Consider the following 22,672-nt stretch of genomic DNA (forward strand, 5'->3'; position numbering starts at 1 on the left):
GGAGAATAAAAAATGATCTTTGCCCAAGAACACGAAGAGCTGCGCCGCACGGTCCGTAATTTTGTCGACAAGGAAATCAACCCGCACGTCGAGCAGTGGGAAAAGGACGGCCGCTTCCCGATCCATGAGATTTTCAAGAAAGCCGGCGACCTCGGCTTGCTGGGCATCTCCAAGCCGGAAAAATTCGGCGGCATGGGCCTGGACTACAGCTACTCGATCGTCGCCGCCGAAGAGTTCGGCACCATCATCTGTGGCGGCATCCCGATGTCCATCGGCGTGCAGACCGACATGTGCACCCCAGCTTTGGCGCGCTTCGGCTCCGATGAGCTGCGCGAGGAATTCCTCAAACCGGCGATTGCCGGTGAGATGGTCGGCTGCATCGGCGTATCCGAAGTCGGTGCCGGCTCGGATGTGGCCGGGCTAAAAACCACCGCCAAGAAAGACGGCAGCGACTATGTGATCAACGGCAGCAAGATGTGGATCACCAACTCGCCATCCGCCGACTTTATCTGCCTGCTGGCCAATACCAGCGATGACAAGCCGCACGTCAACAAGTCGCTGATCATGGTACCGATGAATACCCCGGGCATTTCGGTCAGCCCGCACCTGGACAAACTCGGCATGCGCAGCTCGGAGACCGCCCAGGTGTTCTTCGACAACGTGCGCGTGCCGCAGCGCTACCGCATCGGCCACGAAGGCGCCGGTTTTATGATGCAGATGCTGCAGTTCCAGGAAGAGCGTCTGTTCGGTGCGGCCAACATGATCAAGGGCCTGGAGCACTGCATCAACGCCACCATCGACTACTGCAAGGAGCGCAAGACCTTCGGCAATGCGCTGATCGACAACCAGGTGATCCACTTCCGCATGGCCGAGCTGCAGACCGAAGTCGAGTGCCTGCGCGCCCTGGTCTACCAGGCCACCGAGCAGTACGTACGCGGCCGCGACGTGACCAACCTGGCCTCGATGGCCAAGCTCAAGGCCGGCCGTCTTGGCCGTGAGGTTACCGACAGCTGCCTGCAGTACTGGGGCGGCATGGGCTACATGTGGGAAAACCCGGTGGCCCGCGCCTACCGCGACGTGCGCCTGGTGAGCATCGGCGGCGGTGCCGACGAAATCATGCTGGGCATTATCTGCAAGCTGATGGGCATTCTGCCTGGCAAGAAAAAAGGCTGAGGACGCGACCATGGCCGCTCTACCGAACTGCGAAACCCTGCTGCTAAGCCTCGACGCCGGTGTGCTGCACATCACCCTTAACCGCCCGGAAAGCCGCAACGCCATGAGCCTGGCCATGGTCACGGAGCTACGCGCAGTGCTGGAAAGCCTGCGCAATGATCTGAACGTGCGCGCCATCGTGCTACGCGGTGCCGGCGGACACTTCTGCGCAGGTGGCGATATCAAGGATATGGCCGGTGCCAGAGCGGCGGGTGGTGATGCCTACCGCAGCCTTAACCGCGCCTTCGGCAGCCTGCTGGAAGAAGCGCAAAGTACGCCACAGGTTCTGATTGCAGTGCTCGAAGGCGCGGTACTGGGCGGCGGCTTCGGCCTAGCCTGCGTGTCGGATATCGCCATCTGCCAGCAGGGCGCCAAGTTCGGCCTGCCAGAAACCACCCTGGGCATTCTGCCAGCGCAAATCGCCCCCTTCGTGGTCAAGCGTATCGGCCTAACCCAAACCCGGCGCCTGGCCCTTACCGCCGCCCGCTTCAATGGCAGCGAGGCCGAACGCCTGGGCCTGGTGCACTTCAGCGAAGCCGATAGCGAAGCCGTCGACGCCCGTTTGCACCAGGTACTCAGCCAGGTGCGCCAATGCGCGCCGCAGGCCAATGCCCAGACCAAAGCCCTGTTGCTGGCCGCAGAAAACGAAGCACTCGGACCTTTGCTGGACCGCGCCGCCGAGCAGTTTGCCGCGGCGGTAACCGGTACCGAAGGCGTCGAGGGCACCATGGCCTTTATGCAAAAACGTGCGCCGAAGTGGGCTGCTGAATAAGCCCCCTACAACATGACCTGATCGCCAGGTTTACGACCCCAGCAGGAGCACACAGATGCCCGCCTTTAACAAGATTCTGATCGCCAACCGCGGGGAAATCGCCTGTCGGGTGATGCGCACCGCCCAAGACCTCGGCTACCGCACCGTGGCCGTGTACTCGGAAGCCGACGCCGACGCACGCCATGTGCAGCAAGCCGATGAAGCCGTGTGCATCGGCCCGGCCCAGGTCAACCAGTCGTACCTAGTGATCGCCAACATCATCGCCGCGGCGCAGAAAACCGGAGCCGATGCGATCCACCCCGGCTACGGCTTTCTCTCGGAAAATGCCGACTTCGCCCGCGCCTGTGAGGCTGCCGGCATCGTGTTTATGGGCCCGACTGTGGAAGCCATCCACCTGATGGGCAGCAAGCGCCTGTCGAAGATCGCCATGCTTGAAGCCGGCGTGCCGTGCATTCCCGGTTTTGAGGGCGCAGCCCAGGACGATGAAACCCTGAGCCGCGAAGCCGGCCGCATCGGCTACCCATTGATGATCAAGGCCAGTGCCGGTGGCGGTGGCCGTGGCATGCGTCTGGTACACGAATCCAGCGAGCTGCTGGCGCAGATTCGTACCGCCCGCTCCGAGGCGCAGAATGCCTTCGGCTCCGGCGAGCTGATTCTCGAACGTGCAGTGATCCAACCACGCCATGTGGAAATCCAGGTGTTCGGCGATCAGCACGGCAGCATCGTTTATCTCGGCGAGCGTGACTGCTCGGTGCAACGCCGCCACCAGAAGGTGGTCGAGGAAGCGCCCTGCCCGGTGATGACGCCAGAGCTGCGCCAAGCCATGGGCGAAGCGGCTGTCAAGGCCGCTGCCTCGGTCAACTATGTCGGCGCCGGCACCGTCGAGTTTCTGCTGGATCAGAGCGGCGAATTCTTCTTTCTGGAGATGAACACCCGCCTGCAAGTGGAACACCCGGTCACCGAACTGATCACCGGGCAAGACCTGGTCGCCTGGCAAATTCGCGTCGCTGAAGGCCAGCCACTGCCGCTTAAGCAAGACGAGATTCGCCTCACCGGCCACGCCATGGAAGTACGCCTGTACGCCGAAGACGCCACGCAGAACTTCCTGCCGCAAACCGGCACCGCACTGCGCTGGGAGCCGGCGCTGCGCGACGGCATTCGCATCGACCATGGCCTGGTCGAAGGCCAAGCGATCACGCCGTTCTACGACCCGATGCTGGCCAAGGTCATTGCCTACGGCACCACCCGCGAAGAAGCGCGGCGCAAGCTGGTGCGTGCGGTTGAGGATTGCGTGCTGCTGGGCGTCAACGGCAACCAGCGCTTTCTCGCCAACCTGCTCAGCCACCCCGAGTTTGCCGCCGGCAATGCCACCACCGCGTTTATCGCCGAGCATTTCGCCAACGACCCGAGCCTAAGCCCGCAGCCGCCAAAAGCCAGGGAACTGGCCACCGCCGCTGCCTTGCTGTTCCAGCAATCGGCCAATGCCCGTGCGCACCAACCGGGCCTCTCCGGCTGGCGTAACGCCGGCAGCGCGCCCTGGCGCTTTCTGCTCAAGCAGGGCGAACAGACATTTACCGTGGAGCTGGAAGTGCTGGGCGACGGCCCACAGCCCAGCCTGCTGGCCAAGATTGGCGAACAGCAGGTCAGCCTCACACTGCTGGCTAGCGACGGCCGCTGGGCCAACCTGGAGCTGGACGGCATTCGCCAACGCCTGGCCTATCACCTGGTTGGCGAAAACCTCTGGCTGTATGGCCATAACGGCAATCTGCAGCTAACTGATATCACCCACCAGCCGGTCAGCAGCGCTGCCGGCGCCGGCTCGGGCAGCGTCAAGGCGCCGATGGACGGCGCGATTGTCGAGGTGCTGGTGAAAGAAGGCGCCAGCGTCAGCAAAGGCCAACTGCTGGTGGTGTTGGAAGCGATGAAGATGGAACACCCGCTCAAAGCCAACATCGATGGCGTGGTTCGCCGGATTGGCGTCAGCCGTGGCGATCAGGTTAAGAATCGCCAGCTGCTGGTGGAAATCGAAGCCGCAGAGACCTGATCCACCCTACATAAAAATAAAATTGGAGACGCCATATGTCACTGCAAGGCAAAACCCTATTTATCACCGGCGCCAGCCGTGGCATCGGCCGTGAAATCGCCCTGCGCGCCGCGCGTGAGGGGGCCAATATCGTGATTGCTGCGAAAAGCGCCGAGCCTCATGCCAAGCTGCCCGGCACCATCCACTCGGTGGCAGCCGAGGTCGAGGAAGTCGGTGGTAAGGCACTGGCCCTGCAAGTCGATGTGCGTGACGAAAACGCGGTAAAAGCCGCCATGGCCCAGGCAGCCGAGCACTTTGGCGGCATCGACGCGCTGATCAACAACGCCGGCGCGATCAAGCTGGTAGGGGTGGAGAAACTCGAACCCAAGCGCTTCGACCTGATGTTCCAGATCAACACCCGCGCGGTGATGGTCTGCAGCCAGGCGGCGTTGCCCTACCTTAAGCAGAGCAAGGGCCATATTCTCAGCCTGTCGCCGCCGCTTAACCTCGACCCCAAGTGGTTCGCCAACTACGGCCCCTACACCACCACCAAGTACGGCATGAGCATGCTGACCTTAGGTATGCATGAGGAATTCAAAAAGTACGGCATCAGCGTCAACTCGCTGTGGCCAAAGACGGTGATCGCCACCGCCGCCATCGAGTTCGAGGCCGGCGGTCCGGCGGTAATGAAGGCCGCACGCCTGCCGGCGATCATGGCCGATGCCGCACACGCCATCCTGTCCAGCAGCGAACGCAGCATCAGCGGACGCTTACTGATCGACGAGGAAATCCTGCGTGAGCAGGGCCAGAGCGACTTCGAGCAATACCGCTATGACCCGGCCGGCAAACTGATGACCGACCTGTTTATCGACTAGCCGCCCTAGTGCGCAGTAGCCGGTAATAGGTGTTCGGTAAAAAACGCCGAGTACCCCTGCTGCGCTGCCACCTCGGCCTGCGCTCGCTCATAACGCTGCAGATACCGCTCGGCTGCGGCGCGGGAGAATGCTGAGTAGAGCTGCATGCGCTCCTTGGGCAACGGCAGCAGGCGAATGCTGTCTTGCATGCTCAGGTGTTGCACCTGATAGCGCACGGCCAAGTCGTCGGGGTAGTAGAACGCCTCCAGGCGCCCGGCCTGGAGCATTTTTAGGCTCTGGTTCAATACGTTGCTGCTGCTCAGGGTTTGCAGTTGCAAGCGTGGGTCACGCAGCATGGGCGAGCGGTATCCGTCCTGCCAAGCGCCTAGACGCAAGGGCAGCAGTTGTTCGACTGAATCAACCCGCTGCAGAGGGTGCTCACGGGCCACCAGTAGCAACGGTTGCACCACCACAAAGGGCTGTGCCGGGTAGACCAGCGTCGCTTCACGTTCCGGAGTCTTGGCCAGGATCAGTGCCATATCCAGCTGATCACGCTGCAGCATCTGCAACAGCCGTGACAATGGATAGCGTTGATAACTCACCGCTTTAAGCTGCATACGCTCGGCAATTTTCTCGAAGTAGGCAATCGCCGTCCCTTCAGTATCGGCCTGCCCTGGCAACGGCGTATGAGGCGGCAGGTCGAAGTAGCCAACGCGCAGGCTGTCGGCACTCGCCAACGGGGCCAACAGGATCAGCGTAAAGAGGATAAACACAGGCGATGTAGCTGAAACACGGCGAGTTGTTCTCATGCACAAACCTTAGGGTAAAAACTGTTGAACCGATCACTGTAGAGAGTCTAGCCGCAGGCCAGCTTCAGTGGCTTGCCGGCCTGCAAAAACATCGACTTGGCGTTTCAGCTCAGCCGCCAAGGCGGATTCAGGCGGTTTTCACCGGCGTGGTAGAGGCACAGCGGATTGCCATCCGGGTCTTGCAGATAGGCTTCGCGCCACAGCCAAGGCTGGTCGGTCGGCAGCATGCTGAACTCGACGCCCTGAGCCTGCAGGCGGGCAACGGTCTGATCCAGCTCCACGCATTCGAAGTAAATCAGGGTCTGGCTGGCCGGCACCTTTTCGACCCGACTCAGGGAAAAGCTGGCCTGGCCATCCGGGCAACAGAACCGCGCATAGTCCGGCAGGCTCTCGACAATCAGTTGCAACCCCAGTTGCTGGTAAAAGCGGATCGCGCGCGGCACATCGCTGACCCCAACAGTCACTTGATTCAGGTTCATCGCCGGCTCCTCAGCATTAAGCATTCCCTGTAATGCCACACCCCGAATGGCTCGGCAACGACCTGGACAGTTATTTGCCGAGCTGCCTTGTCCGGCATGCGCCACAGCCATGGCAGCGCTATCGGACGACGGCTAGAGTGGCACTTCGCCGCCGCATAACAACCATAAGCGCGAGAGCCATGAGCCAGACCGATCTGATTTCCCCGCTGCGTTTTCTCACCCGCTTGCCGCAGCATCTGCCGCGTGTACCGCGCATGCTGCGCGGCCTGTACTACGCCGGTATCCGCAATCGCGAAAAGAACCTCTCCCTGGCCTGGGCACTGGAACGGGCAGCGCAACAACACCCGCAGCGTCCGGCGCTGATGGATGAGTCGCGCAGTCTCAGTTATGCCCAGTTCAACGCCTGGGCCAACCGCCTGGCCTGGGCCTTCAAGGCCGAAGGCGTGCGCCATGGCAGCGTGGTGGCGGTAATGCTGGAAAACCGCCTGGAGCTGCTGGCGATTCTCGCGGCGTTGAGCAAGCTCGGTGCGGTCGGTGCCCTGGTCAACACCACCCAGCGCGGCAAGGTGCTGGCGCATAGCCTAAATCTGGTGAAACCGGGCTTTATGCTGATCGGCGAAGAACTGCTCACTGCCTTCAATGAGATCGCCGAGCAACTCGATAACCCGCAGACGCCACGCTACTGGGTAGCCGATCAAGATTGCCTCAGCGATGCCGGCCAGGCACCGGCTGGCTGGACCAACCTGATGCAGCTGGCACGCAGCCAGGCCAGTGATAATCCGCCTGATAGCGCCAAGGTGCAGATGAAGGACCCTTGTTTTCTGATCTACACCTCCGGCACCACCGGGCTGCCCAAAGCCTCGATCATGAGCCACGGCAAGTGGATCAAGGCCTATGGCGGCTTCGGCCACTCAGGGCTGACCCTGAACAATCAGGACGTGCTCTACCTGACCCTGCCCTGCTACCACAACAACGCCGTCACCGTATGCTGGAGCGCCGCCCTGGCTGGCGGGGCGGCCATCGCCCTACGCCGCAAGTTTTCCGCCAGCGCCTTCTGGGCGGATGTGCAGCGTTATCAGGCCACCTGCTTCGGCTATATCGGCGAGCTGTGCCGCTACCTGCTTAACCAGCCCGAGACGGCCGCCGAGAAGAACAACAGCCTGCGCTGCATGATTGGCAACGGCCTGCGCCCCTCAATCTGGGCCGAGTTCAAGGCCCGCTTTGGGGTCGAGCAGATCACCGAGTTCTATGCCTCCAGCGAAGGCAATATCGGTTTTACCAACGTGTTCAACTTCGACAATACCGTGGGCTTCTCCCCCGCCACCTATGCCATCGTGCGTTACGACCTGGAGAACGACCAGGCGGTACGTGGCAAAAAAGGCTTTCTGGAAAAAGCCAAGAAAGGCGAAGCGGGCCTGCTGATCAGCGAGATCAGCGCCAAGTGGCCGTTCGACGGTTACACCGACCCGGCCAAGAGCGAGGCGGCGATCCTGCGCAACGTGTTCAAGAAGGGCGATGCCTGGTTCAACACCGGCGACCTGATGCGCGACATCGGCTGCAAGCATGCGCAATTTGTCGACCGCCTCGGCGATACCTTCCGCTGGAAAGGCGAAAACGTCTCCACCACTGAAGTGGAGAACGTCCTCGGTGCCTTCCCAGGCGTGGAAGATGCGGTGGTCTATGGCGTGGAAATCCCCGGCACCAATGGCCGTTGTGGCATGGCGGCGCTGCGCCTGAGTGAAGGCCAGCAACTGGATAACGCCGCCCTCGCCGCACACCTGGATGCCGAACTGCCGGTGTACGCCGCGCCGCTGTTTATCCGCCTGCTCGGCGAGGTGGAAACCACCGGCACCTTCAAATACAAGAAGGCTGACCTCAAGCAGGCCGCCTACGATCCGACGCGGGTGCAGGAACCGCTTTGGGTGCGTCTACCGGGCGAATCATGCTTTACGCGGCTGGATCACCACCTGTTCAACGCCATCAGTCAACAGGCCTACCGCTTCTGATCAGCCGTATCCGGCGATGGTTGGCCGTCGCCGGCTACTGCTTGAACTCGAACTGCAACTGCGCGCCCTCAACCGATTGCCAATAGTCGTCACCACGCTCGTTGGTGATCAGCTTGCCATTGAGCTGAAAGGGGCTTTCCGGCTCAGTTTTTTCGACAAACAGCGGTGGTAACAGCGGCGTCGACAGGTCGTTGAGCGGCTCCAGCGGTTGCAGTGGATCGAACACATCAGGGTGCAGGCTCAAATCCAGCGGCGCTTTCGGCTCAGTGGGCTCGGGCTTGCTCGCAACCGCAACAGGTTTTGGTTTGACTGGAACCGGTTTGGCTTCGGCAGCCTTGGGCTGCGCAGGCTTGCTCACAACGGGCGCAGGCTCAGCCTTGGCCGCCTTGCTGGTATCCACGGTTTGCGCTGATTGCGCCTTGGAGGTTTCAACCTTGGGCTTTGCAGGGGGGGTAGCACTTTGCTCGCAAGCCACCAGTGACAACAGTGTCAGCAGCAAGGCGAGGCTTCGAATAGGCAACATGGGCAGGTACAAAGGCAGTGACACAAGCCGCTATGCTGGCCCCTGCCCTGGGCGCTTGCAAGCGCGCAATCAGTACGGCAGGTAACAGCGCGTTAAGAATCAGCTGACGGCCACCGGTATCGATGGCCGTCAGCGACTGACCTACCCAGGCTTATTCAGCCGATTGCAGTTGCTGCAATTGCGCGTCGATATCCAGTTCTGGATGCTTACGCATCAGCTGTAACAGCAAGGCATCGGCCTCATCCGTCCAACCATCACGGCGCAATTTGAGTAAGCGTTGCAACTCGCTGCGCAACTGCTGTTCGGCCTGAGTGCCAACTGCGTCTGCCGCTTTTTCGGGGGCTGATACAGCAGGCGCACGGGCTGCTTGTGGCAGTTGTTCATGCAACGCATCGGCCGCAGACTCTTCACGCAACAGCTGATTGGACGCACCGGCCGAAAGCTTCTTCTCGGCCTTGGCGGCATCGGCGCTGTAACCCTGGATCACCGGAGCAGGCTGCGCCGCACGTGAGCGCTCTGCCTCATCAGCCATCACTGCGGACTCTGCCAGCGGCGCGGGCATCGGTGCAGATTGTGGGGCCATCCGCGCTGCAGCCGGCGCCATGGGTGCGCCGTTCGGCACGGCATCAAAGGCATCGGGCGCCTGCTCGACGGTGCGCCAGGTCAAGCTCACGCCAATCCCCAGGCACGCGACCCCGGCCAACGCCACCGACCAGCGTTGCCGACCACCTACGCCGAACAGCCAGTTGTGCAGTCGCGCGCTCAGACCAGGCTTGGCTTCAGTTGTGGCCGCGCTACGCGCTGCTGCGCTGGCCGCCGCGAGAATCTGCGCATCCAGTTGCGCACTGGGTTCGCCGCCACTGTGCTGGCGGAAATGCTCCAGAATCTGTCGTTCCTGCTCATCGAGCCTATGTTGATCGTGGTTCATACGGACAACTCCTCGGCGGCCGGGTCAGCCAGCAGCCGACGTAACTTCTGCAGGGCATAGCGCAAACGGCTTTTCACCGTTTCTGTAGGTATCTGGGTCAGCTCGGCAATCTCGGTCAGTTCCAGATCACCGTGGGCGCGCAGCAGAAACACTTCGCGCTGCTCTGCCGGTAAATCCGCCAGCGCGGCCTCTAAACGCTGCTGATCGCGGCTCAGGCTGAGCTGTTGCTCAGGCCCCGGCTGCGGGTCGTGCGGGGCATGCTGCTGTTCATCGTACTCAGCATGCCCCGCCTGGTGCCGACCATGCTTGCGCCAGGTGTCGATCAACCGGTTGCGGCCGATCTGGTACAGCCAGGTCTTGAACAGCACGCTATCGCGCTGTTCGCTCTGGCTGCGGATCAGGCTCATCCAGGTGTCCTGAAACACCTCTTCGGCCAGGGCGTGGTCGCCGCACAGGCCCAATAGAAAGCGAAACAGGCCGAGCCGATGACGCTCATACAACTCGGCAAAAGCCGCCGTATCACCGCGGCGGTAACGCCGCAACAAGGCGGCGTCGTCATCCGTGAGGGGTCGATTCACTGCTGTACTCGTGCGGTCGTTGAAGGATTCGACGCAGTTTGCAGACTCTGCGCCAGTTCCACCAGTTGTACGAACTCGCCACGCAGCCCGAAGCGGTCATCGCCCTTGGCATTGCGCGCCAGCTCGGCGCTGTCGGCCAGGCTGAAACGCCCGGTGTAGGTATCGCCCTTGAGCTGCTGAGCGAAGGCGGCCACGGCAGCGGCAAAGCGCAGGTCTTCGCTGGCCTGGCCGATAGCAGGTACATCGGCGGCCTGAATCGGCTGCTCCAGCAATTTGCTGACGTCCTGCCCCGGCGCCTTATAGCGAATGCGCAGCCAGGCCAGTTCGCCTGCCGGGCTGTCCGCCTTGGCCGCTTGCTGATAGCGCAGCGGCTCCAGCCAGCCCTTGCCGCCCACCGGCACCACTTCATACAGCGCGGTTACCGTGTGGCCCGCGCCGATTTCACCGGCATCGACCTTGTCGTTACTGAAGTCCTCACGTTTCAGCGCACGGTTCTCATAGCCCAGCAGGCGGTACTCGCTGACCTCGGCCGGGTTGAACTCAACCTGGATCTTCACGTCGCTGGCCACCGTTGCCAGGGTCGAGCTGAGCTGATCAACCAGCACCTTACGCGCCTCGCGCAGGTTGTCGATACAGGCGTAGTTGCCGTCGCCGGCGTCGGCCAACTGTTCCATCAACTGCTCGTTGTAATTGTCGGTGCCAAAGCCCAGGGTGGTCAGCGATACGCCGGTCTTGCGCTTGTCGGCGGCCAGTTGCTTGAGCGTTTCGAAATCGCTGATACCGACGTTGAAGTCGCCATCGGTAGCCAGCAGGATGCGGTTGATGCCGCCGTCGATAAAGCCCTGCTGCGCCTGCTGATAAGCCAGCTGAATGCCCGACTCGCCGGCGGTTGAGCCGCCCGCCGTAAGCTGGTCGATAGCCGCGCGGATCTTGCCTTTATCACTGCCGGATGTTGGCTGCAGCACCACGCTGGAGGAGCCGGCATAGACCACCAGCGATACCTTGTCCTGAGCACGTAACTGCTCGACCAGCAGCTTCAAGGTGCTTTGCACCATGGGCAGGCCATCGCGGCGATCCATCGAGCCGGAGACATCCACCAGAAACACCAGATTGGCCGGCGGCAGCTCGTCTACCCGCAGATCCGAAGCCTTGATGGCGATACGCAGCAGGCGGCTCTCGGGGTTCCACGGCGTGGCTGCCAGCTCAGTGTGCACGCCAAACGGTACATCGCCCTTGGGCAACGGATAGGCGTAGGGAAAGTAATTGACCAGCTCCTCCAGGCGTACCGCATCCTGCGGCGGCAACTGCCCACCATTGAGGAAACGCCGCACATTGGCGTAGCTGCCGGTATCCACATCGATGCTAAAGGTCGACACCGGCGTCTCGGCCACGGCATGCACCGGATTATTCGCCAGCTTCTGATACTGCTCGCGATTCTCGTCGCGGAAGCCCTGCGGCAAGGCATCGGCCTGCACAGACAGCGGCATCGGCGCATAGGCCACGCTGGGCATCACGGCGCCGCCCGCCACCTGGCTTTTGCGTTGCAGTTCAGCGGGGGCAGCGGCCAGCTGTTCATGCAATTCGGCACGTTCACGCTTATGGGCCTGATCGCTCAACTGCGGGCTGCCAGCCTCGGTAGCCGGAGCCTCGGGATTGGCGGCGCTGCACGCGCCAAGGCTGATCAATACGCCTGCGGCAAAACCGGCAAGCAGAGGACGGGTAAGCAATACGGGATAAGCAGACATAGGGGCATCTCCTGAGCGATCGAATAAACCATTCGCTCAGGTAGACGCAGTCCTTATCCGACTCGGGTTAAGCCACTGTTAAAAACTCGCAGCGCCTTCCTGACACAGCTGTCCGGCCAGCATGCCCAGGGTCATCAGCGCGCGCTCGGCTTCGCGGTTCCACGGGATGCCGCAGTTCAGGCGGATGCAGTGGTTGAACTGCTCGGTATTACTGAAGATCAGCCCTGGCGCGATGCTGATGCCCTGCTGCAGGGCGCGCACGTGCAGGTCCTTGGTGTTGACCCGCGCCGGCAAGCTGACCCAGAGAATAAAGCCGCCCTTGGGCCGGCTCATCTGCGTGCCTTCGGGAAAATACTGCTGCACCGCCAGCTGAAAGGCGCTGAGGTTTTTGCGGTACTCCTGGCGGATAAAGCGCAGGTGGCGGTCGTAGCCGCCATTCTCCAGATAGGCCGCTACCGCCATCTGCGTCACGCTGCACGCCGAGTGAGTGCTGAAGGTCTGCAGACGCTGGATTTCATCCTGATACTTGCCGGCGACAATCCAACCGATGCGTACACCCGGCGAGAGGGTCTTGGAGAAGCTCGAGCAATACACCACCCGCCCTTCGCGATCATGGGATTTAAGCGCCTTGGTCGGGCCCTGTTCGAACATCAGTTCGCCGTAGATATCGTCTTCGATGATCTGAATATCGTAATCACCGGCCAGACGCAGTAACTGGCGCTGGCGCTCTTCGGGAATGGTGCCGCCCAGCGGGTTGCTTAACCGCGCGGTCAGCACCAACGCCTTGATCGGCCACTGGTTGGCCGCCAGTTGCAGAGCTTCCAGGCTGACGCCGGTGGTCGGGTCGCTGGGAATTTCGATAACTTTCAGGCCGAGCAGATCAGCCAGCTGCAGCAGGCCGTAATAGGTCGGAGACTCAGCGGCGATCAGATCACCCGGTTTGGTCAGCACCCGCAGGCTCATTTGCAGGGCATCCACGCAGCCGTGGGTGATCACCACCTCAGTCGGGTCGACCACCACGCCGGCATCACGCATGCGGATCGCCACCTGGCGCCGCAGCGGCTCAAAACCCGGGCTGAACATATAGCTGAAGGCCCGTGCACTGTGAAAACGGGTAACCTTAGCGAGTTGCTGGTGCAACGCGCGCACCGGCAGGTAATCCACATGCGGCACCGCTGCGCCGAGGGGAAACACACCCTCGCGGCGAGATTCGGTAAGCACCTGGTTGATGATGCTGCTGCGCGTGACCAAGCCAGGCCGCTCTACGCGGGCAATATCGGGAGTGGGCGCGGTCAGGGCTGGGGTCTGGTGGACATAGAAGCCTGACTGCGGGCGGGCGCGAATCAGGCCCTGATCTTCCAGATTGGCGTAGGCCTGCAACACCGTGGCGTGGCTGACACTGAGCTGCGCACTCATCTTGCGCACCGAAGGCACCCGCTCACCGGGCTGGTAAACGCCACGGCGGATGTCTTCCGCCAGCTGCTGGGCTATGCGCTGATAAAGCAACAGATTGGTCATGACCGCGTTCCTGCTTGACTGAACCGTAACAGTAAACCGGGCATATACAATTGCACCGGTACAGCTCACTGAATTGTGGGCGATACAGTGCCAATCTGCCAGGACTGTAACGGTTCAATCATTCATTGTGCGGATTGTGCAACTTCACCTGAAAACACCCCGTAGTCGTTATCTCACCCAAATAGCAGGCAATAAAAAGCCCCGGCTAACCGAGGCTTTTAATGGCAGAAAGCTTAGCGTGACGAGCCTAAGTTACCTTGCTCGTCAGAGAACACGATCTCCACCCGGCGGTTCTGCGCCCGTCCTTTGGCCGAGGCGTTTTCGGTGACCGGGAAGCTCTCGCCATGGCCCTGTACTTCGATACGCTTGGCATCAATGCCCAGATCGACCAACACATCGGCCACAGCCTGAGCGCGTGCGCGAGACAGTTCAAGATTTTCCTGTGCATCGCCGCGGCTGTCGGTATAGCCCTCAATGCGCACGACACGTCGAGGGTTAAGCTGAAGGAACTGCACCAGCTTCAACACGGTGCGATTGGCCGACGCCTTGAGGTCACTATGGCCAGCATCGAACAGCACATCGCCCAGGGTCATCACCAGGCCACGTTCGCTCTGAATCGTCGCCAGGCTCACCATCTGTTCCTCAAGCCAGTTGCTCTGATCCTGCACGCTGAGCAGCTTGGCTTCACGCAAGGCCAACTGTAGGCGCTGGCGTTCCAGCTCCAATTTGACTGCACGCTCCTGGTTCAGGTTAAGCGCGCTTTTCTGCTTGGCAATCGCACTGTACTGCTGACTGAGATAAGCATAATGGCTGACATCATCTGCACTGCCCCAGTAGCTCGACAGGCGATCGGCTTTGGCCAACGACTCGCCCGCGCGAATCAGGTCCTTGGGTGCACTGCGCAACACATCGGCATCTTCTTTGACCTGCTGAAAAGCCGTATGCGCGGCCTGCAGAGCCTGATCACTGGAGTTATGCGATGACGCACAACCTGCCAACAACACGGCCGCGGCAAGTCCTAATAGGCTGAGCGGAATAGGCTTCATTGCAAGCCTCCCAGCTGCTTGCGCAAACGATTGATGGCGTTGCTCAATTCGGCCAATTGCTGCTGACTTTTTCCGGTCAGATGTTCCGCTTCGGCCAGACGCGCATCCAACTCAGCCTGCTCGGCATGCACCCGCGCTTGCTTGTAATCCTCGTCGGCCATGGCGGCTTGCGCCAACACAAGCTTTTCCTCGGCCAGACGCAATGAGGCCGATTGTTCGGCGGCCATACCCAATGCCTTGGCCTGACTGAGGGCTTGCTCGGTCAAGCGAAGCTGCTCGTTAGGCACAGGGTCGGATGCACAAGCGCTGAGCATGAGCGGCAGCAAGGCCGCGCAGATACGTCGATAAATCACAGGTATTCCCTACTGTTCAGTGTCAGCACTGGGTGTGAGCTGTTGATCTTTCCAGCGCTGTAGATTGCGCTGCAGCAAATCGTCCGGCAAACCACTGGCAACTGCCTCGTTCATTTTCTTCGCCAGCATGCCGCGCAGCCACGCGTCATTGCAGGCCGAGTTATGCGACAGCGTCAGGTATAAGCCTTCACTGGAGATCGGCGGGTCAAGCACCAGCAAATCGTCTTGCATGCCGAGAGTATCAGCCAGCGCCTGCCCCGGATAACGCTCATACAGCACGTAGTCGGTGCGCCCCAGCAAAAGCTTCTGGAACGCCTGGGTCAAGCTGGCAACGCCTTCCAACGTCAGGTTGCTCTTGGCGTAGGCATCAAAGGTCTGACCAAAGCTGTTATTGACCAAGGTATCGCCAGTTCGATTGCGCAGGTCATCCCAGCCGGCATAAGGGAACTCAGCACCGCGATGTACCCACACCACGCTGGGGGTGAAGTAGAACGCGGGGTGTACATAGTCCATGCTTTCCAGGCGCGGCAGCGTCAGAAATGCACCGGCAATCAGGTCAACACGCCCGGTGCGCACCTCATCCTGAGCCCGCGACCAGGGCCCGGTGTAGATGATATCCACGACAACGCCCAGCTCTTTGGCCAGGTGCTGCAACAGATCGGCATTGGCGCCAATCAGTTGCTGGGGGTTCTGCGGATCACGCCACAGGTATGGCGGATACTCCGGATTACCGGTCGCCACCAGGCGCTCGCACTTGCCTGCGGCCACAGCAAACGCTGGCATCAGCAATAAAGCGAACACTTGAAGAACCGACCTATAAAAACCACGCTCAAGCATTGGCGACTTCTCGACTTAACCTTGGATGGGCGTCTGCGGCCACACATCGGGGGGATTTCTGAATCATGCTAGCTTAATACGCATTCATACAAATTCGCGATAAAGACTAGCCATGAAAAAACTGATCGCCGCATTGGTGCTGCTGTTCGCAGGCAGTGCCGCCCTGCTCTACCTGTCGCCTGCTGCCTTGTTAACGACCCTACAACTGGTGGAACGGCAGCGTGCCGGGCTGAGCCTTAAACAAATCAGCGTGAGCGATCTTAACATTCATTACTACGAGGGCGGCCCAAGCAGCGCACAAACCATCCTGATGGTGCACGGCTTTGCTGCCAACAAGGACAACTGGCTGCGCTTCGCCCGCTACCTCAGCCAGGATTACCGCGTTATAGCCCTCGACTTACCAGGTTTCGGCGCCAGCGATAAACCTGCTGGCAGCTACGACGTGGGCACCCAGACCGAGCGATTGGCCAGCGTGATTGATGCACTGGGAATAGAACAGCTGCACCTGATCGGCAACTCCATGGGTGGACATATCAGCGCTCTCTATGCCGCACGCTACCCGCATAGAACGTTATCTCTGGCGTTACTCGACAACGCCGGCATCACATCGCCACACCCCAGCGAACTGATGCAACGGTTGCAGCGCGGCGAGCCTAATCCGCTGGTGGTGAAAAGCCCTGAGGACTTTCAGCGCCTATTGGACTTCATCTTCGTGCAGCCGCCCTACCTGACCGAATCGCTCAAGCGCTATTTCGCCGAGCAGGCCATCGCCAACAGCGCCCACTACGACCAGGTATTTGTCCATTTGATCGAGCGCTATATCCCGCTGGAGCCTGAACTACCGAAGATCCAAGCGCCCACGCTGATCATCTGGGGCGCCGAAGATCGGGCCTTGCACGTCTCCAGCATCGAGGTCATGCAACCGCTGTTGCACAACCCCAGCGTGATCATCATGGCGGATACGGGCCATGCCCCGATGATCGAACGCCCCCAGCAAACCGCCGAACACTACCGAGCCTTTCTCCAAGCCCTGCAAAACTAACGCGATAGAGCGGGCATAAAAAAACCCGCTCAATGAGCGGGTTTTTTCTGCACTAGGGAAACCGGCTTAAACCAGCTTCTCCAGCTCAGGTACAGCTTCGAACAGGTCAGCGACCAGACCGTAATCAGCCACCTGGAAGATCGGCGCTTCTTCGTCCTTGTTGATCGCAACGATCACTTTGGAGTCTTTCATACCGGCCAGGTGCTGGATCGCGCCGGAGATACCGACGGCGATGTAAAGCTGCGGGGCAACAATCTTACCGGTCTGACCGACCTGCATGTCGTTCGGCACGAAACCAGCGTCGACTGCGGCGCGCGAGGCACCAACAGCGGCGCCCAGCTTGTCAGCCAGAGCGTACAGGTGCTTGAAGTTGTCACCGTTCTGCATACCGCGGCCGCCGGAAACGACGATCTTGGCAGCGGTCAGTTCAGGACGATCAGACTTAGCCAGTTCTTCACCGACGAAAGCCGATTTGCCAGCGTCAGCTGCGCCGCCAACGGCTTCAACTGCAGCGGAACCGCCTTCAGCAGCAACCGGGTCGAAACCAGTGGCACGCACGGTGATCACTTTAACGGCAGCGGAAGACTGCACGGTGGCGATGGCGTTACCGGCGTAGATCGGACGCTTGAAAGTGTCAGCGCTTTCAACAGCGATGATTTCCGAGATCTGATCAACGTCCAGCGCAGCGGCAACGCGCGGCAGGATGTTCTTACCATTGCTGGTAGCAGCAGCCAGGATGTGGCTGTAGCCCTTGCCCAGTTCGGCAACCAGCGGCGCAACGTTTTCCGGCAGCTGATGCGCGAAAGCAGCGTTGTCAGCAACCAGTACTTTGGCCACGCCAGCAATCTTGCCAGCAGCATCGGCAGCAGCGCCGCACGCGGAGCCGGCTACCAGAACGTGGATGTCACCACCGATCTTCGCGGCAGCTGCAACAGTGTTCAGCGTGGCGGGAGCCAGGGCGGCATTGGTGTGTTCAGCGATAACCAGGATAGTCATTTAGATTACCTTCGCCTCGTTCTTCAGTTTCTCGACCAGTTCAGCCACGGACTTGACCTTGATGCCGGCGCTACGAGTAGCAGGCGCTTCGACTTTCAAGGTTTTCACGGTAGAAGCGGTGGAAACACCCAGGTCGCCCGGGGTAACGGTTTCCAGCGGCTTCTTCTTGGCTTTCATGATGTTCGGCAGCGACGCATAACGCGGCTCGTTCAGACGCAGGTCAGTGGTCACGATGGCCGGCAGGCTCAACGCAACGGTCTGCAGACCGCCGTCGATTTCGCGGGTTACGTTGACCTTGTCACCGGCAACTTCCACTTTGGAAGCGAAGGTGCCCTGGCCGAAACCAGTCAGCGCGCCCAGCATCTGGCCAGTTTGGTTGTTGTCGCTGTCGATGGCCTGCTTGCCCATGATGACCAGCTGAGGCTGCTCTTTATCAACAACAGCTTTGAGCAGTTTGGCCACAGCCAAAGAGTTCAGCTCGTCGGCAGACTCAACCAGGATGGCACGGTCAGCACCCAGCGCCAGTGCGGTACGCAGCTGCTCTTGTGCAGTGGCCGGGCCGATGGTGACGACAACGATCTCGCTCGCCACACCTTTTTCTTTCAGGCGTACAGCTTCTTCCACGGCGATTTCGCAGAAAGGGTTCATCGACATCTTGACGTTGGCAAGATCAACGCCGCTGTTGTCCGCTTTGACGCGAACTTTGACGTTGTAGTCGACCACTCGTTTGACAGCTACAAGAACCTTCATGGATTCCTCGTTACTCTCCGGTGAATAAGAATGTCGCCAGAAGCGAACATGGCGGGAACTGCAGACCGGCCGGAACCGGGAGTCAACCAATAACGGCAGACACAAAACCGCCCGTATCTTGACCGCACGACCTAGACTGGTCAATACAACGAAGCGGCCAATCGTCAGCGATGTAGTAAGATTCTAACAGCCCTACAGAAAATTCAAACAAACGTTTGTATTGGCCCATTCGAAGGGTCTGGATATAATGCGCCAGCATCGCTCACGGAACGAGCTCGATCGCCAAATAAAATTAGAGAGCCCTGAGTAGGAGATAGCCTGTGGAACGCGAATTTATGGAATTCGACGTCGTCATCGTCGGCGCCGGCCCAGCTGGTTTGTCCGCCGCCTGCCGACTGAAGCAGAAAGCCGCCGAAGCCGGCAAAGAAATCAGCGTCTGCGTGGTCGAAAAAGGCTCCGAAGTCGGCGCGCACATTCTTTCAGGCGCGGTGTTCGAGCCGCGCGCACTGAATGAACTGTTCCCAGACTGGAAAGAGCTCGGCGCCCCGCTGAACACTCCAGTCAAGCGTGACGACATTTACGTTCTCAAGAATGCCGAGAAAGCCTCCAAGGTTCCGGACTTCTTCGTACCCAAGACCATGCACAACCATGGCAACTACATCATTTCCCTGGGCAACCTGTGCCGCTGGCTGGCGCAGCAGGCGGAAAACCTCGGCGTAGAAATCTACCCGGGCTTCGCCGCTCAGGAAGCACTGATCAACGAAGAAGGCGCGGTCTACGGCATTCTCACTGGTGATCTGGGTGTGGACCGCGAAGGTCACCCGAAAGAGGGTTACTACACCCCAGGCATGGAACTGCGCGCCAAGTACACGCTGTTCGCCGAAGGTTGCCGCGGCCATATCGGCAAGCAGCTGATTAAAAAATTCAACCTCGACTCCGAAGCCGATGCTCAGCATTACGGCATCGGCATCAAGGAAATCTGGGACATCGACCCTGCCAAGCACGAGCAAGGCCTGGTGGTACACACCGCCGGCTGGCCATTAGATATCGTTGCTAGCGAAAACACCGGCGGCTCCTTCCTCTATCACCTGGAAAACAACCAAGTGGTAGTCGGCCTGATCGTCGACCTGTCGTACAGCAACCCGCACCTGTCGCCGTTCGATGAGTTCCAGCGCTACAAGCATCACCCGGTGATTGCTCAGTACCTAGAAGGCGGCAAGCGCGTCGCTTACGGTGCTCGCGCCATCTGCAAAGGCGGCCTCAACTCGCTGCCGAAGATGGTTTTCAACGGCGGCGCGCTGATCGGCTGCGACCTCGGCACCCTGAACTTCGCCAAGATCAAGGGCAGCCACACTGCCATGAAATCCGGCATGCTCGCTGCTGACGCTGTGGCTGACGCGCTGTTTGCAGGCAAGGAAGGCGGCGACCAGCTGACCGGCTATGTCGACGCATTCAAAGCCAGCTGGCTGTACGACGAGCTGTTCCGCAGCCGTAACTTCGGCCCAGCGCTGCACAAGTTCGGCCCGCTGGTTGGCGGCGGCTTCAACTGGCTCGACCAGAACATCTTCGGTGGCAAGATCCCGTTCACCCTGCACGACACCAAGCCGGATTACGCCTGCTTGAAGCCGGCTGCAGAGACGCAGAAGATCAGCTACCCGAAACCCGATGGCAAGCTCAGCTTCGACAAGCTCAGCTCGGTATTCCTCTCCAACACCAACCATGAAGAGGAACAACCCTGCCACCTGAAGCTCACCGACCCGAGCATTCCGCTGGGCAAGAACCTGCCAATGTACGACGAACCGGCGCAGCGCTACTGCCCGGCCGGCGTTTACGAAATCGTCACCAAGGAAGATGGCGAGCAGAAGTTCCAGATCAACGCGCAGAACTGCGTGCACTGCAAAACCTGTGACATCAAGGACCCTGCCCAGAACATCAACTGGGTGGCCCCTGAAGGGACAGGCGGGCCTAACTACCCCAACATGTAAGACACAAAAAAGGCTCCCTCGGGAGCCTTTTTTATTGCGCTGAATACAACCGCCAGCGGGAGAGCCGATCAGTCCGGCTGCGGCCCAATGGGGAAGAATTCACCAGCGCTCCACACACCCAGCCAGGTCTTGCCATTGATCTCGCGTGGTACCGCCAGCTCGACCAGCTGATAAAACACATTACGGTGGATCAGCGCTTCAAGATTGCTGCGTACCAATACATAGGGCGCCGGTTCTTCGGTCACAGCATCCAGATCGACCCGCAGCGGGTGTTCGGCACCTGCCACCACCTCATCCTCGACATTGGTGACAAAGCGCAGCAGCTGCGCCTCGCCCTCATCTTCTACCTGCAGACTGACCGCGACAAAGGGCGCGTCATCCACCTGAATGCCGACCATTTCCACCGGTGTCACCAGCACGTACTTATCGCCATCGCGGCGAATGATGGTGGAAAACAGCTTGACCATCGGCTTGCGGCCAATCGGCGTCCCCATGTAATACCAGGTGCCATCGCGTGCGATGCGCATGTCGATATCGCCACAGAACTCCGGGTGCCACAGGTGCACCGGTGGCAAGCCCTTGCCCTCGCCTTTGGGTATTTGCGCCAGCAGGTCGCCGGCCTTGCCTGTATCAGTCATCACTCAACGCCCCAAACCCAATAAACGCCGCGCATAATCTTGCAACGCCGGACCGATCAAGTCCTCAGGCTTGGCATCATAAAGCGTGAGGAAGCCTCCGCGGCTACGAATACGTGTGGTATCGACCAAATAGCGAGTATTGGTCTCGATCAGCATCAACTGAATCACCCCGCGATCAGTACCCAGACGGTCCAGCGCCTCCTGATCTTCCCACTCCTCCACCGTGCCGATACGGTCATCGGCATAGGCGAAACGGCTGTACAGCAGGTAATGTGCACCCGCCTCGCGCGCCTCGGCCAGCGACTCGTCCAGACCTAATGGCGCCTTGGCGCGCTGCACCATGGGGAAGTACTCAACAAAGCCCTTGTAGGCTTCCTCGGCCACCACATTAGGCCGTGGATAGGCACCACCGGGCGGCACAAAATGTCCTTGGGCGACGTAGATGACGGAATCAGCCTGCAAACGCCACGGACTGGCCCGACGCGTCTGGCTGTGATCCAGCACGCCCACATCACGCAACTGATAGATCGCCTCATCCGCCAGATCACTGGCCTTCATGCAACCGCTCAGCAGCACCACACCGATTATCAGCAACACACTACGCATCACGCATCTCCCGCAGCCGGTGACAGAAAACCGGCGGATAGAGCCCAGATGCAGATTTCACGCCACCTGCTGCGCATCAAAGCCCGCGCTGCCACTCCTGACGTAACCGCGCCTGTTGCGGCTGCTCGATGGCCTGTCGTACCTGTGCCAGCAGACGCTGTTTGTCAGCGCCAAGAGTGCCCTTGAGCACCAAATAGTTGGAGGCATGGTCACTGCGGAATACCGTATCGCGCAGCTCCAACCTCTGTAGCAGTCGCTCCACTTCAACAAACAGCTGCTGCTGACCGAGCGGCCGGAAGTCGGCAAACCCTTCGCGAAACCGCGCCTCACCAGTCGGAAAACTCACCACCAGGGTCGAGAGAAATTCCGGCTGCGATTCATTCATCAAACGCGCCGAATTATCCGCATGCTGCTCACTCAAGCTTGTGCCGCCGAGGCCATTTAGTATCATCACCGAACGGGTGATGCCAGCCTGGCCAAGCTTGTCCAGTGCACTGAGGCTCGACTCGTAGGTTTCGCCTTTGTTAACCCGTGCCAGCACCTCTTCATCACCCGACTCGCAGCCCACATAGGCCATGCGCAGGCCGGCATCGGCCAGCTCCTTGAGCTCATCCACGGACTTCTTGCGCAGGTTGCGCGGCAGGCAGTAACTCGACACTCGTTCGACTTCTGGCATGTGCTCGCGAATCGCTTGCAGAATGCTCAACAAGCGTCGTGTCGGCAGCACCAGGGCGTCACCATCGGCTAGAAAAACCCGCTGCACGATCATCTTCTCGCCGGTCAGGCGAATCTCGTCGAGCACCTGCGCCTCATCGCGGGCGCGGAATTTCTTCTGTTCCTGAGTGTACATTTCACAGAACGTGCACTTATTCCAAGAGCAACCATTGGTCACAGGCAGGATCAGCGAATGGGCTTCGCTGGGCGGGCGGAACACCGGTTCGATATAGCTGATGGGGAAATCTTGCATGGTCT

General features: G+C 60.2%; 22 protein-coding genes. 7 read left to right on the plus strand and 15 right to left on the minus strand.

Annotation, left to right across the window (positions count from 1 at the left end; all coding sequences use genetic code 11):
- Positions 1 to 12 precede the first annotated feature (12 nt).
- From atuD to BLO50_RS00770, 4 genes are read left to right on the plus strand one after another with little or no spacing between them, the layout of a single operon-like run.
- Positions 13 to 1,173 carry a citronellyl-CoA dehydrogenase gene (gene atuD / locus BLO50_RS00755; protein WP_090247944.1) on the plus strand — a complete coding sequence of 387 codons (1,161 nt, stop codon included), beginning with the start codon at positions 13 to 15 and terminating at the stop codon, positions 1,171 to 1,173.
- A 10-nt stretch (positions 1,174 to 1,183) separates the two neighbouring features.
- Positions 1,184 to 1,984: an enoyl-CoA hydratase/isomerase family protein gene (locus BLO50_RS00760; RefSeq protein ID WP_090247945.1), complete on the plus strand. Its 801-nt coding sequence runs from the start codon at positions 1,184 to 1,186 to the stop codon at positions 1,982 to 1,984.
- 55 nt (positions 1,985 to 2,039) lie between these two features.
- Entirely contained in the window at positions 2,040 to 4,028 is a 1,989-nt protein-coding gene (locus BLO50_RS00765; protein WP_090247947.1) for an acetyl/propionyl/methylcrotonyl-CoA carboxylase subunit alpha, read from the plus strand.
- A gap of 35 nt (positions 4,029 to 4,063) precedes the next feature.
- Entirely contained in the window at positions 4,064 to 4,882 is an 819-nt protein-coding gene (locus BLO50_RS00770) for an SDR family oxidoreductase (protein WP_090247949.1), read from the plus strand.
- 5 nt (positions 4,883 to 4,887) lie between these two features.
- Here BLO50_RS00770 and BLO50_RS00775 read toward each other — a convergent pair whose 3' ends face one another.
- Positions 4,888 to 5,670, minus strand: coding sequence for a substrate-binding periplasmic protein (locus tag BLO50_RS00775; protein WP_090247951.1), 783 nt, complete (start codon positions 5,668 to 5,670; stop codon positions 4,888 to 4,890).
- Positions 5,671 to 5,774: 104 nt separating this feature from the next.
- Positions 5,775 to 6,149: a VOC family protein gene (locus BLO50_RS00780; RefSeq protein WP_090247952.1), complete on the minus strand. Its 375-nt coding sequence runs from the start codon at positions 6,147 to 6,149 to the stop codon at positions 5,775 to 5,777.
- A gap of 179 nt (positions 6,150 to 6,328) precedes the next feature.
- Between BLO50_RS00780 and BLO50_RS00785 the strand changes: the two genes are divergently transcribed.
- A complete protein-coding gene (locus BLO50_RS00785) occupies positions 6,329 to 8,155 on the plus strand; it encodes a long-chain-acyl-CoA synthetase (RefSeq protein ID WP_090247954.1) in 1,827 nt (608 codons plus the stop codon).
- Positions 8,156 to 8,189: 34 nt separating this feature from the next.
- Here the strand turns inward: BLO50_RS00785 and BLO50_RS00790 are convergent, their stop codons facing one another.
- From BLO50_RS00790 to BLO50_RS00825, 8 genes are all read right to left on the minus strand, one after another.
- Positions 8,190 to 8,678, minus strand: a complete 489-nt coding sequence (locus BLO50_RS00790) for a hypothetical protein (RefSeq protein ID WP_244152817.1) — start codon at positions 8,676 to 8,678, stop codon at positions 8,190 to 8,192.
- A 151-nt stretch (positions 8,679 to 8,829) separates the two neighbouring features.
- Entirely contained in the window at positions 8,830 to 9,606 is a 777-nt protein-coding gene (locus tag BLO50_RS00795; RefSeq protein ID WP_090247955.1) for a hypothetical protein, read from the minus strand.
- Positions 9,603 to 10,184, minus strand: coding sequence for an RNA polymerase sigma factor (locus tag BLO50_RS00800; protein ID WP_090247957.1), 582 nt, complete (start codon positions 10,182 to 10,184; stop codon positions 9,603 to 9,605). Before BLO50_RS00800 ends, BLO50_RS00795 begins: the two co-directional genes overlap by 4 nt.
- Positions 10,181 to 11,929 (minus strand): vWA domain-containing protein, encoded by a 1,749-nt coding sequence (locus BLO50_RS00805; protein WP_090247959.1) that lies wholly within the window; start codon positions 11,927 to 11,929, stop codon positions 10,181 to 10,183. Before BLO50_RS00805 ends, BLO50_RS00800 begins: the two co-directional genes overlap by 4 nt.
- Positions 11,930 to 12,007: 78 nt before the next feature.
- Positions 12,008 to 13,447 carry an aminotransferase-like domain-containing protein gene (locus tag BLO50_RS00810; protein ID WP_090247960.1) on the minus strand — a complete coding sequence of 480 codons (1,440 nt, stop codon included), beginning with the start codon at positions 13,445 to 13,447 and terminating at the stop codon, positions 12,008 to 12,010.
- Between the two features lie 233 nt (positions 13,448 to 13,680).
- Positions 13,681 to 14,493, minus strand: a complete 813-nt coding sequence (locus BLO50_RS00815; RefSeq protein ID WP_090247962.1) for an OmpA family protein — start codon at positions 14,491 to 14,493, stop codon at positions 13,681 to 13,683.
- Positions 14,490 to 14,846, minus strand: a complete 357-nt coding sequence (locus BLO50_RS00820) for a DUF4398 domain-containing protein (protein ID WP_244152818.1) — start codon at positions 14,844 to 14,846, stop codon at positions 14,490 to 14,492. Before BLO50_RS00820 ends, BLO50_RS00815 begins: the two co-directional genes overlap by 4 nt.
- A 9-nt stretch (positions 14,847 to 14,855) precedes the next feature.
- Positions 14,856 to 15,683 carry a substrate-binding periplasmic protein gene (locus BLO50_RS00825; protein WP_090247963.1) on the minus strand — a complete coding sequence of 276 codons (828 nt, stop codon included), beginning with the start codon at positions 15,681 to 15,683 and terminating at the stop codon, positions 14,856 to 14,858.
- A gap of 112 nt (positions 15,684 to 15,795) precedes the next feature.
- On the opposite strand from BLO50_RS00825, the gene BLO50_RS00830 reads away from it, so the two are divergent.
- Positions 15,796 to 16,725 carry an alpha/beta fold hydrolase gene (locus BLO50_RS00830; protein WP_090247965.1) on the plus strand — a complete coding sequence of 310 codons (930 nt, stop codon included), beginning with the start codon at positions 15,796 to 15,798 and terminating at the stop codon, positions 16,723 to 16,725.
- Between the two features lie 66 nt (positions 16,726 to 16,791).
- Here the strand turns inward: BLO50_RS00830 and BLO50_RS00835 are convergent, their stop codons facing one another.
- Both BLO50_RS00835 and BLO50_RS00840 read right to left on the minus strand, forming a co-directional pair.
- A complete protein-coding gene (locus BLO50_RS00835; protein ID WP_090247967.1) occupies positions 16,792 to 17,721 on the minus strand; it encodes an electron transfer flavoprotein subunit alpha/FixB family protein in 930 nt (309 codons plus the stop codon).
- Positions 17,722 to 18,471, minus strand: coding sequence for an electron transfer flavoprotein subunit beta/FixA family protein (locus tag BLO50_RS00840; protein WP_090247968.1), 750 nt, complete (start codon positions 18,469 to 18,471; stop codon positions 17,722 to 17,724).
- A gap of 320 nt (positions 18,472 to 18,791) precedes the next feature.
- Here BLO50_RS00840 and BLO50_RS00845 point away from each other — a divergent pair, with 320 nt between their 5' ends.
- Positions 18,792 to 20,456, plus strand: a complete 1,665-nt coding sequence (locus BLO50_RS00845; protein ID WP_090247970.1) for an electron transfer flavoprotein-ubiquinone oxidoreductase — start codon at positions 18,792 to 18,794, stop codon at positions 20,454 to 20,456.
- A 68-nt stretch (positions 20,457 to 20,524) separates the two neighbouring features.
- Here the strand turns inward: BLO50_RS00845 and BLO50_RS00850 are convergent, their stop codons facing one another.
- The 3 genes from BLO50_RS00850 to BLO50_RS00860 form a co-directional block, all read right to left on the minus strand.
- Positions 20,525 to 21,094 (minus strand): DUF1285 domain-containing protein, encoded by a 570-nt coding sequence (locus BLO50_RS00850; RefSeq protein ID WP_090247972.1) that lies wholly within the window; start codon positions 21,092 to 21,094, stop codon positions 20,525 to 20,527.
- Between the two features lie 3 nt (positions 21,095 to 21,097).
- The gene (locus BLO50_RS00855; protein WP_090247973.1) at positions 21,098 to 21,700 is read right to left on the minus strand and encodes a DUF4823 domain-containing protein; all 603 of its coding nucleotides are present in this window, start codon (positions 21,698 to 21,700) and stop codon (positions 21,098 to 21,100) included.
- Between the two features lie 76 nt (positions 21,701 to 21,776).
- Positions 21,777 to 22,667: a radical SAM protein gene (locus BLO50_RS00860; protein ID WP_090247975.1), complete on the minus strand. Its 891-nt coding sequence runs from the start codon at positions 22,665 to 22,667 to the stop codon at positions 21,777 to 21,779.
- Positions 22,668 to 22,672 lie beyond the last annotated feature (5 nt).

It is taken from the genome of Pseudomonas peli, assembly GCF_900099645.1.
GTDB classification, from domain to species: Bacteria; Pseudomonadota; Gammaproteobacteria; order Pseudomonadales; family Pseudomonadaceae; genus Aquipseudomonas; species Aquipseudomonas peli.

Excerpts from the sequence above, each read along its gene's own strand:
- atuD (WP_090247944.1), top strand. The coding sequence starts at position 13 with ATGATCTTTGCCCAAGAACACGAAGAGCTGCGCCGCACGGTCCGTAAT.
- BLO50_RS00760 (WP_090247945.1), top strand. The coding sequence starts at position 1,184 with ATGGCCGCTCTACCGAACTGCGAAACCCTGCTGCTAAGCCTCGACGCC.
- BLO50_RS00765 (WP_090247947.1), top strand. The coding sequence starts at position 2,040 with ATGCCCGCCTTTAACAAGATTCTGATCGCCAACCGCGGGGAAATCGCC.
- BLO50_RS00770 (WP_090247949.1), top strand. The coding sequence starts at position 4,064 with ATGTCACTGCAAGGCAAAACCCTATTTATCACCGGCGCCAGCCGTGGC.
- BLO50_RS00775 (WP_090247951.1), bottom strand. The coding sequence starts at position 5,670 with ATGAGAACAACTCGCCGTGTTTCAGCTACATCGCCTGTGTTTATCCTC.
- BLO50_RS00780 (WP_090247952.1), bottom strand. The coding sequence starts at position 6,149 with ATGAACCTGAATCAAGTGACTGTTGGGGTCAGCGATGTGCCGCGCGCG.
- BLO50_RS00785 (WP_090247954.1), top strand. The coding sequence starts at position 6,329 with ATGAGCCAGACCGATCTGATTTCCCCGCTGCGTTTTCTCACCCGCTTG.
- BLO50_RS00790 (WP_244152817.1), bottom strand. The coding sequence starts at position 8,678 with ATGTTGCCTATTCGAAGCCTCGCCTTGCTGCTGACACTGTTGTCACTG.
- BLO50_RS00795 (WP_090247955.1), bottom strand. The coding sequence starts at position 9,606 with ATGAACCACGATCAACATAGGCTCGATGAGCAGGAACGACAGATTCTG.
- BLO50_RS00805 (WP_090247959.1), bottom strand. The coding sequence starts at position 11,929 with ATGTCTGCTTATCCCGTATTGCTTACCCGTCCTCTGCTTGCCGGTTTT.
- BLO50_RS00810 (WP_090247960.1), bottom strand. The coding sequence starts at position 13,447 with ATGACCAATCTGTTGCTTTATCAGCGCATAGCCCAGCAGCTGGCGGAA.
- BLO50_RS00815 (WP_090247962.1), bottom strand. The coding sequence starts at position 14,493 with ATGAAGCCTATTCCGCTCAGCCTATTAGGACTTGCCGCGGCCGTGTTG.
- BLO50_RS00825 (WP_090247963.1), bottom strand. The coding sequence starts at position 15,683 with ATGCTTGAGCGTGGTTTTTATAGGTCGGTTCTTCAAGTGTTCGCTTTA.
- BLO50_RS00830 (WP_090247965.1), top strand. The coding sequence starts at position 15,796 with ATGAAAAAACTGATCGCCGCATTGGTGCTGCTGTTCGCAGGCAGTGCC.
- BLO50_RS00835 (WP_090247967.1), bottom strand. The coding sequence starts at position 17,721 with ATGACTATCCTGGTTATCGCTGAACACACCAATGCCGCCCTGGCTCCC.
- BLO50_RS00840 (WP_090247968.1), bottom strand. The coding sequence starts at position 18,471 with ATGAAGGTTCTTGTAGCTGTCAAACGAGTGGTCGACTACAACGTCAAA.
- BLO50_RS00850 (WP_090247972.1), bottom strand. The coding sequence starts at position 21,094 with ATGACTGATACAGGCAAGGCCGGCGACCTGCTGGCGCAAATACCCAAA.
- BLO50_RS00855 (WP_090247973.1), bottom strand. The coding sequence starts at position 21,700 with ATGCGTAGTGTGTTGCTGATAATCGGTGTGGTGCTGCTGAGCGGTTGC.
- BLO50_RS00860 (WP_090247975.1), bottom strand. The coding sequence starts at position 22,667 with ATGCAAGATTTCCCCATCAGCTATATCGAACCGGTGTTCCGCCCGCCC.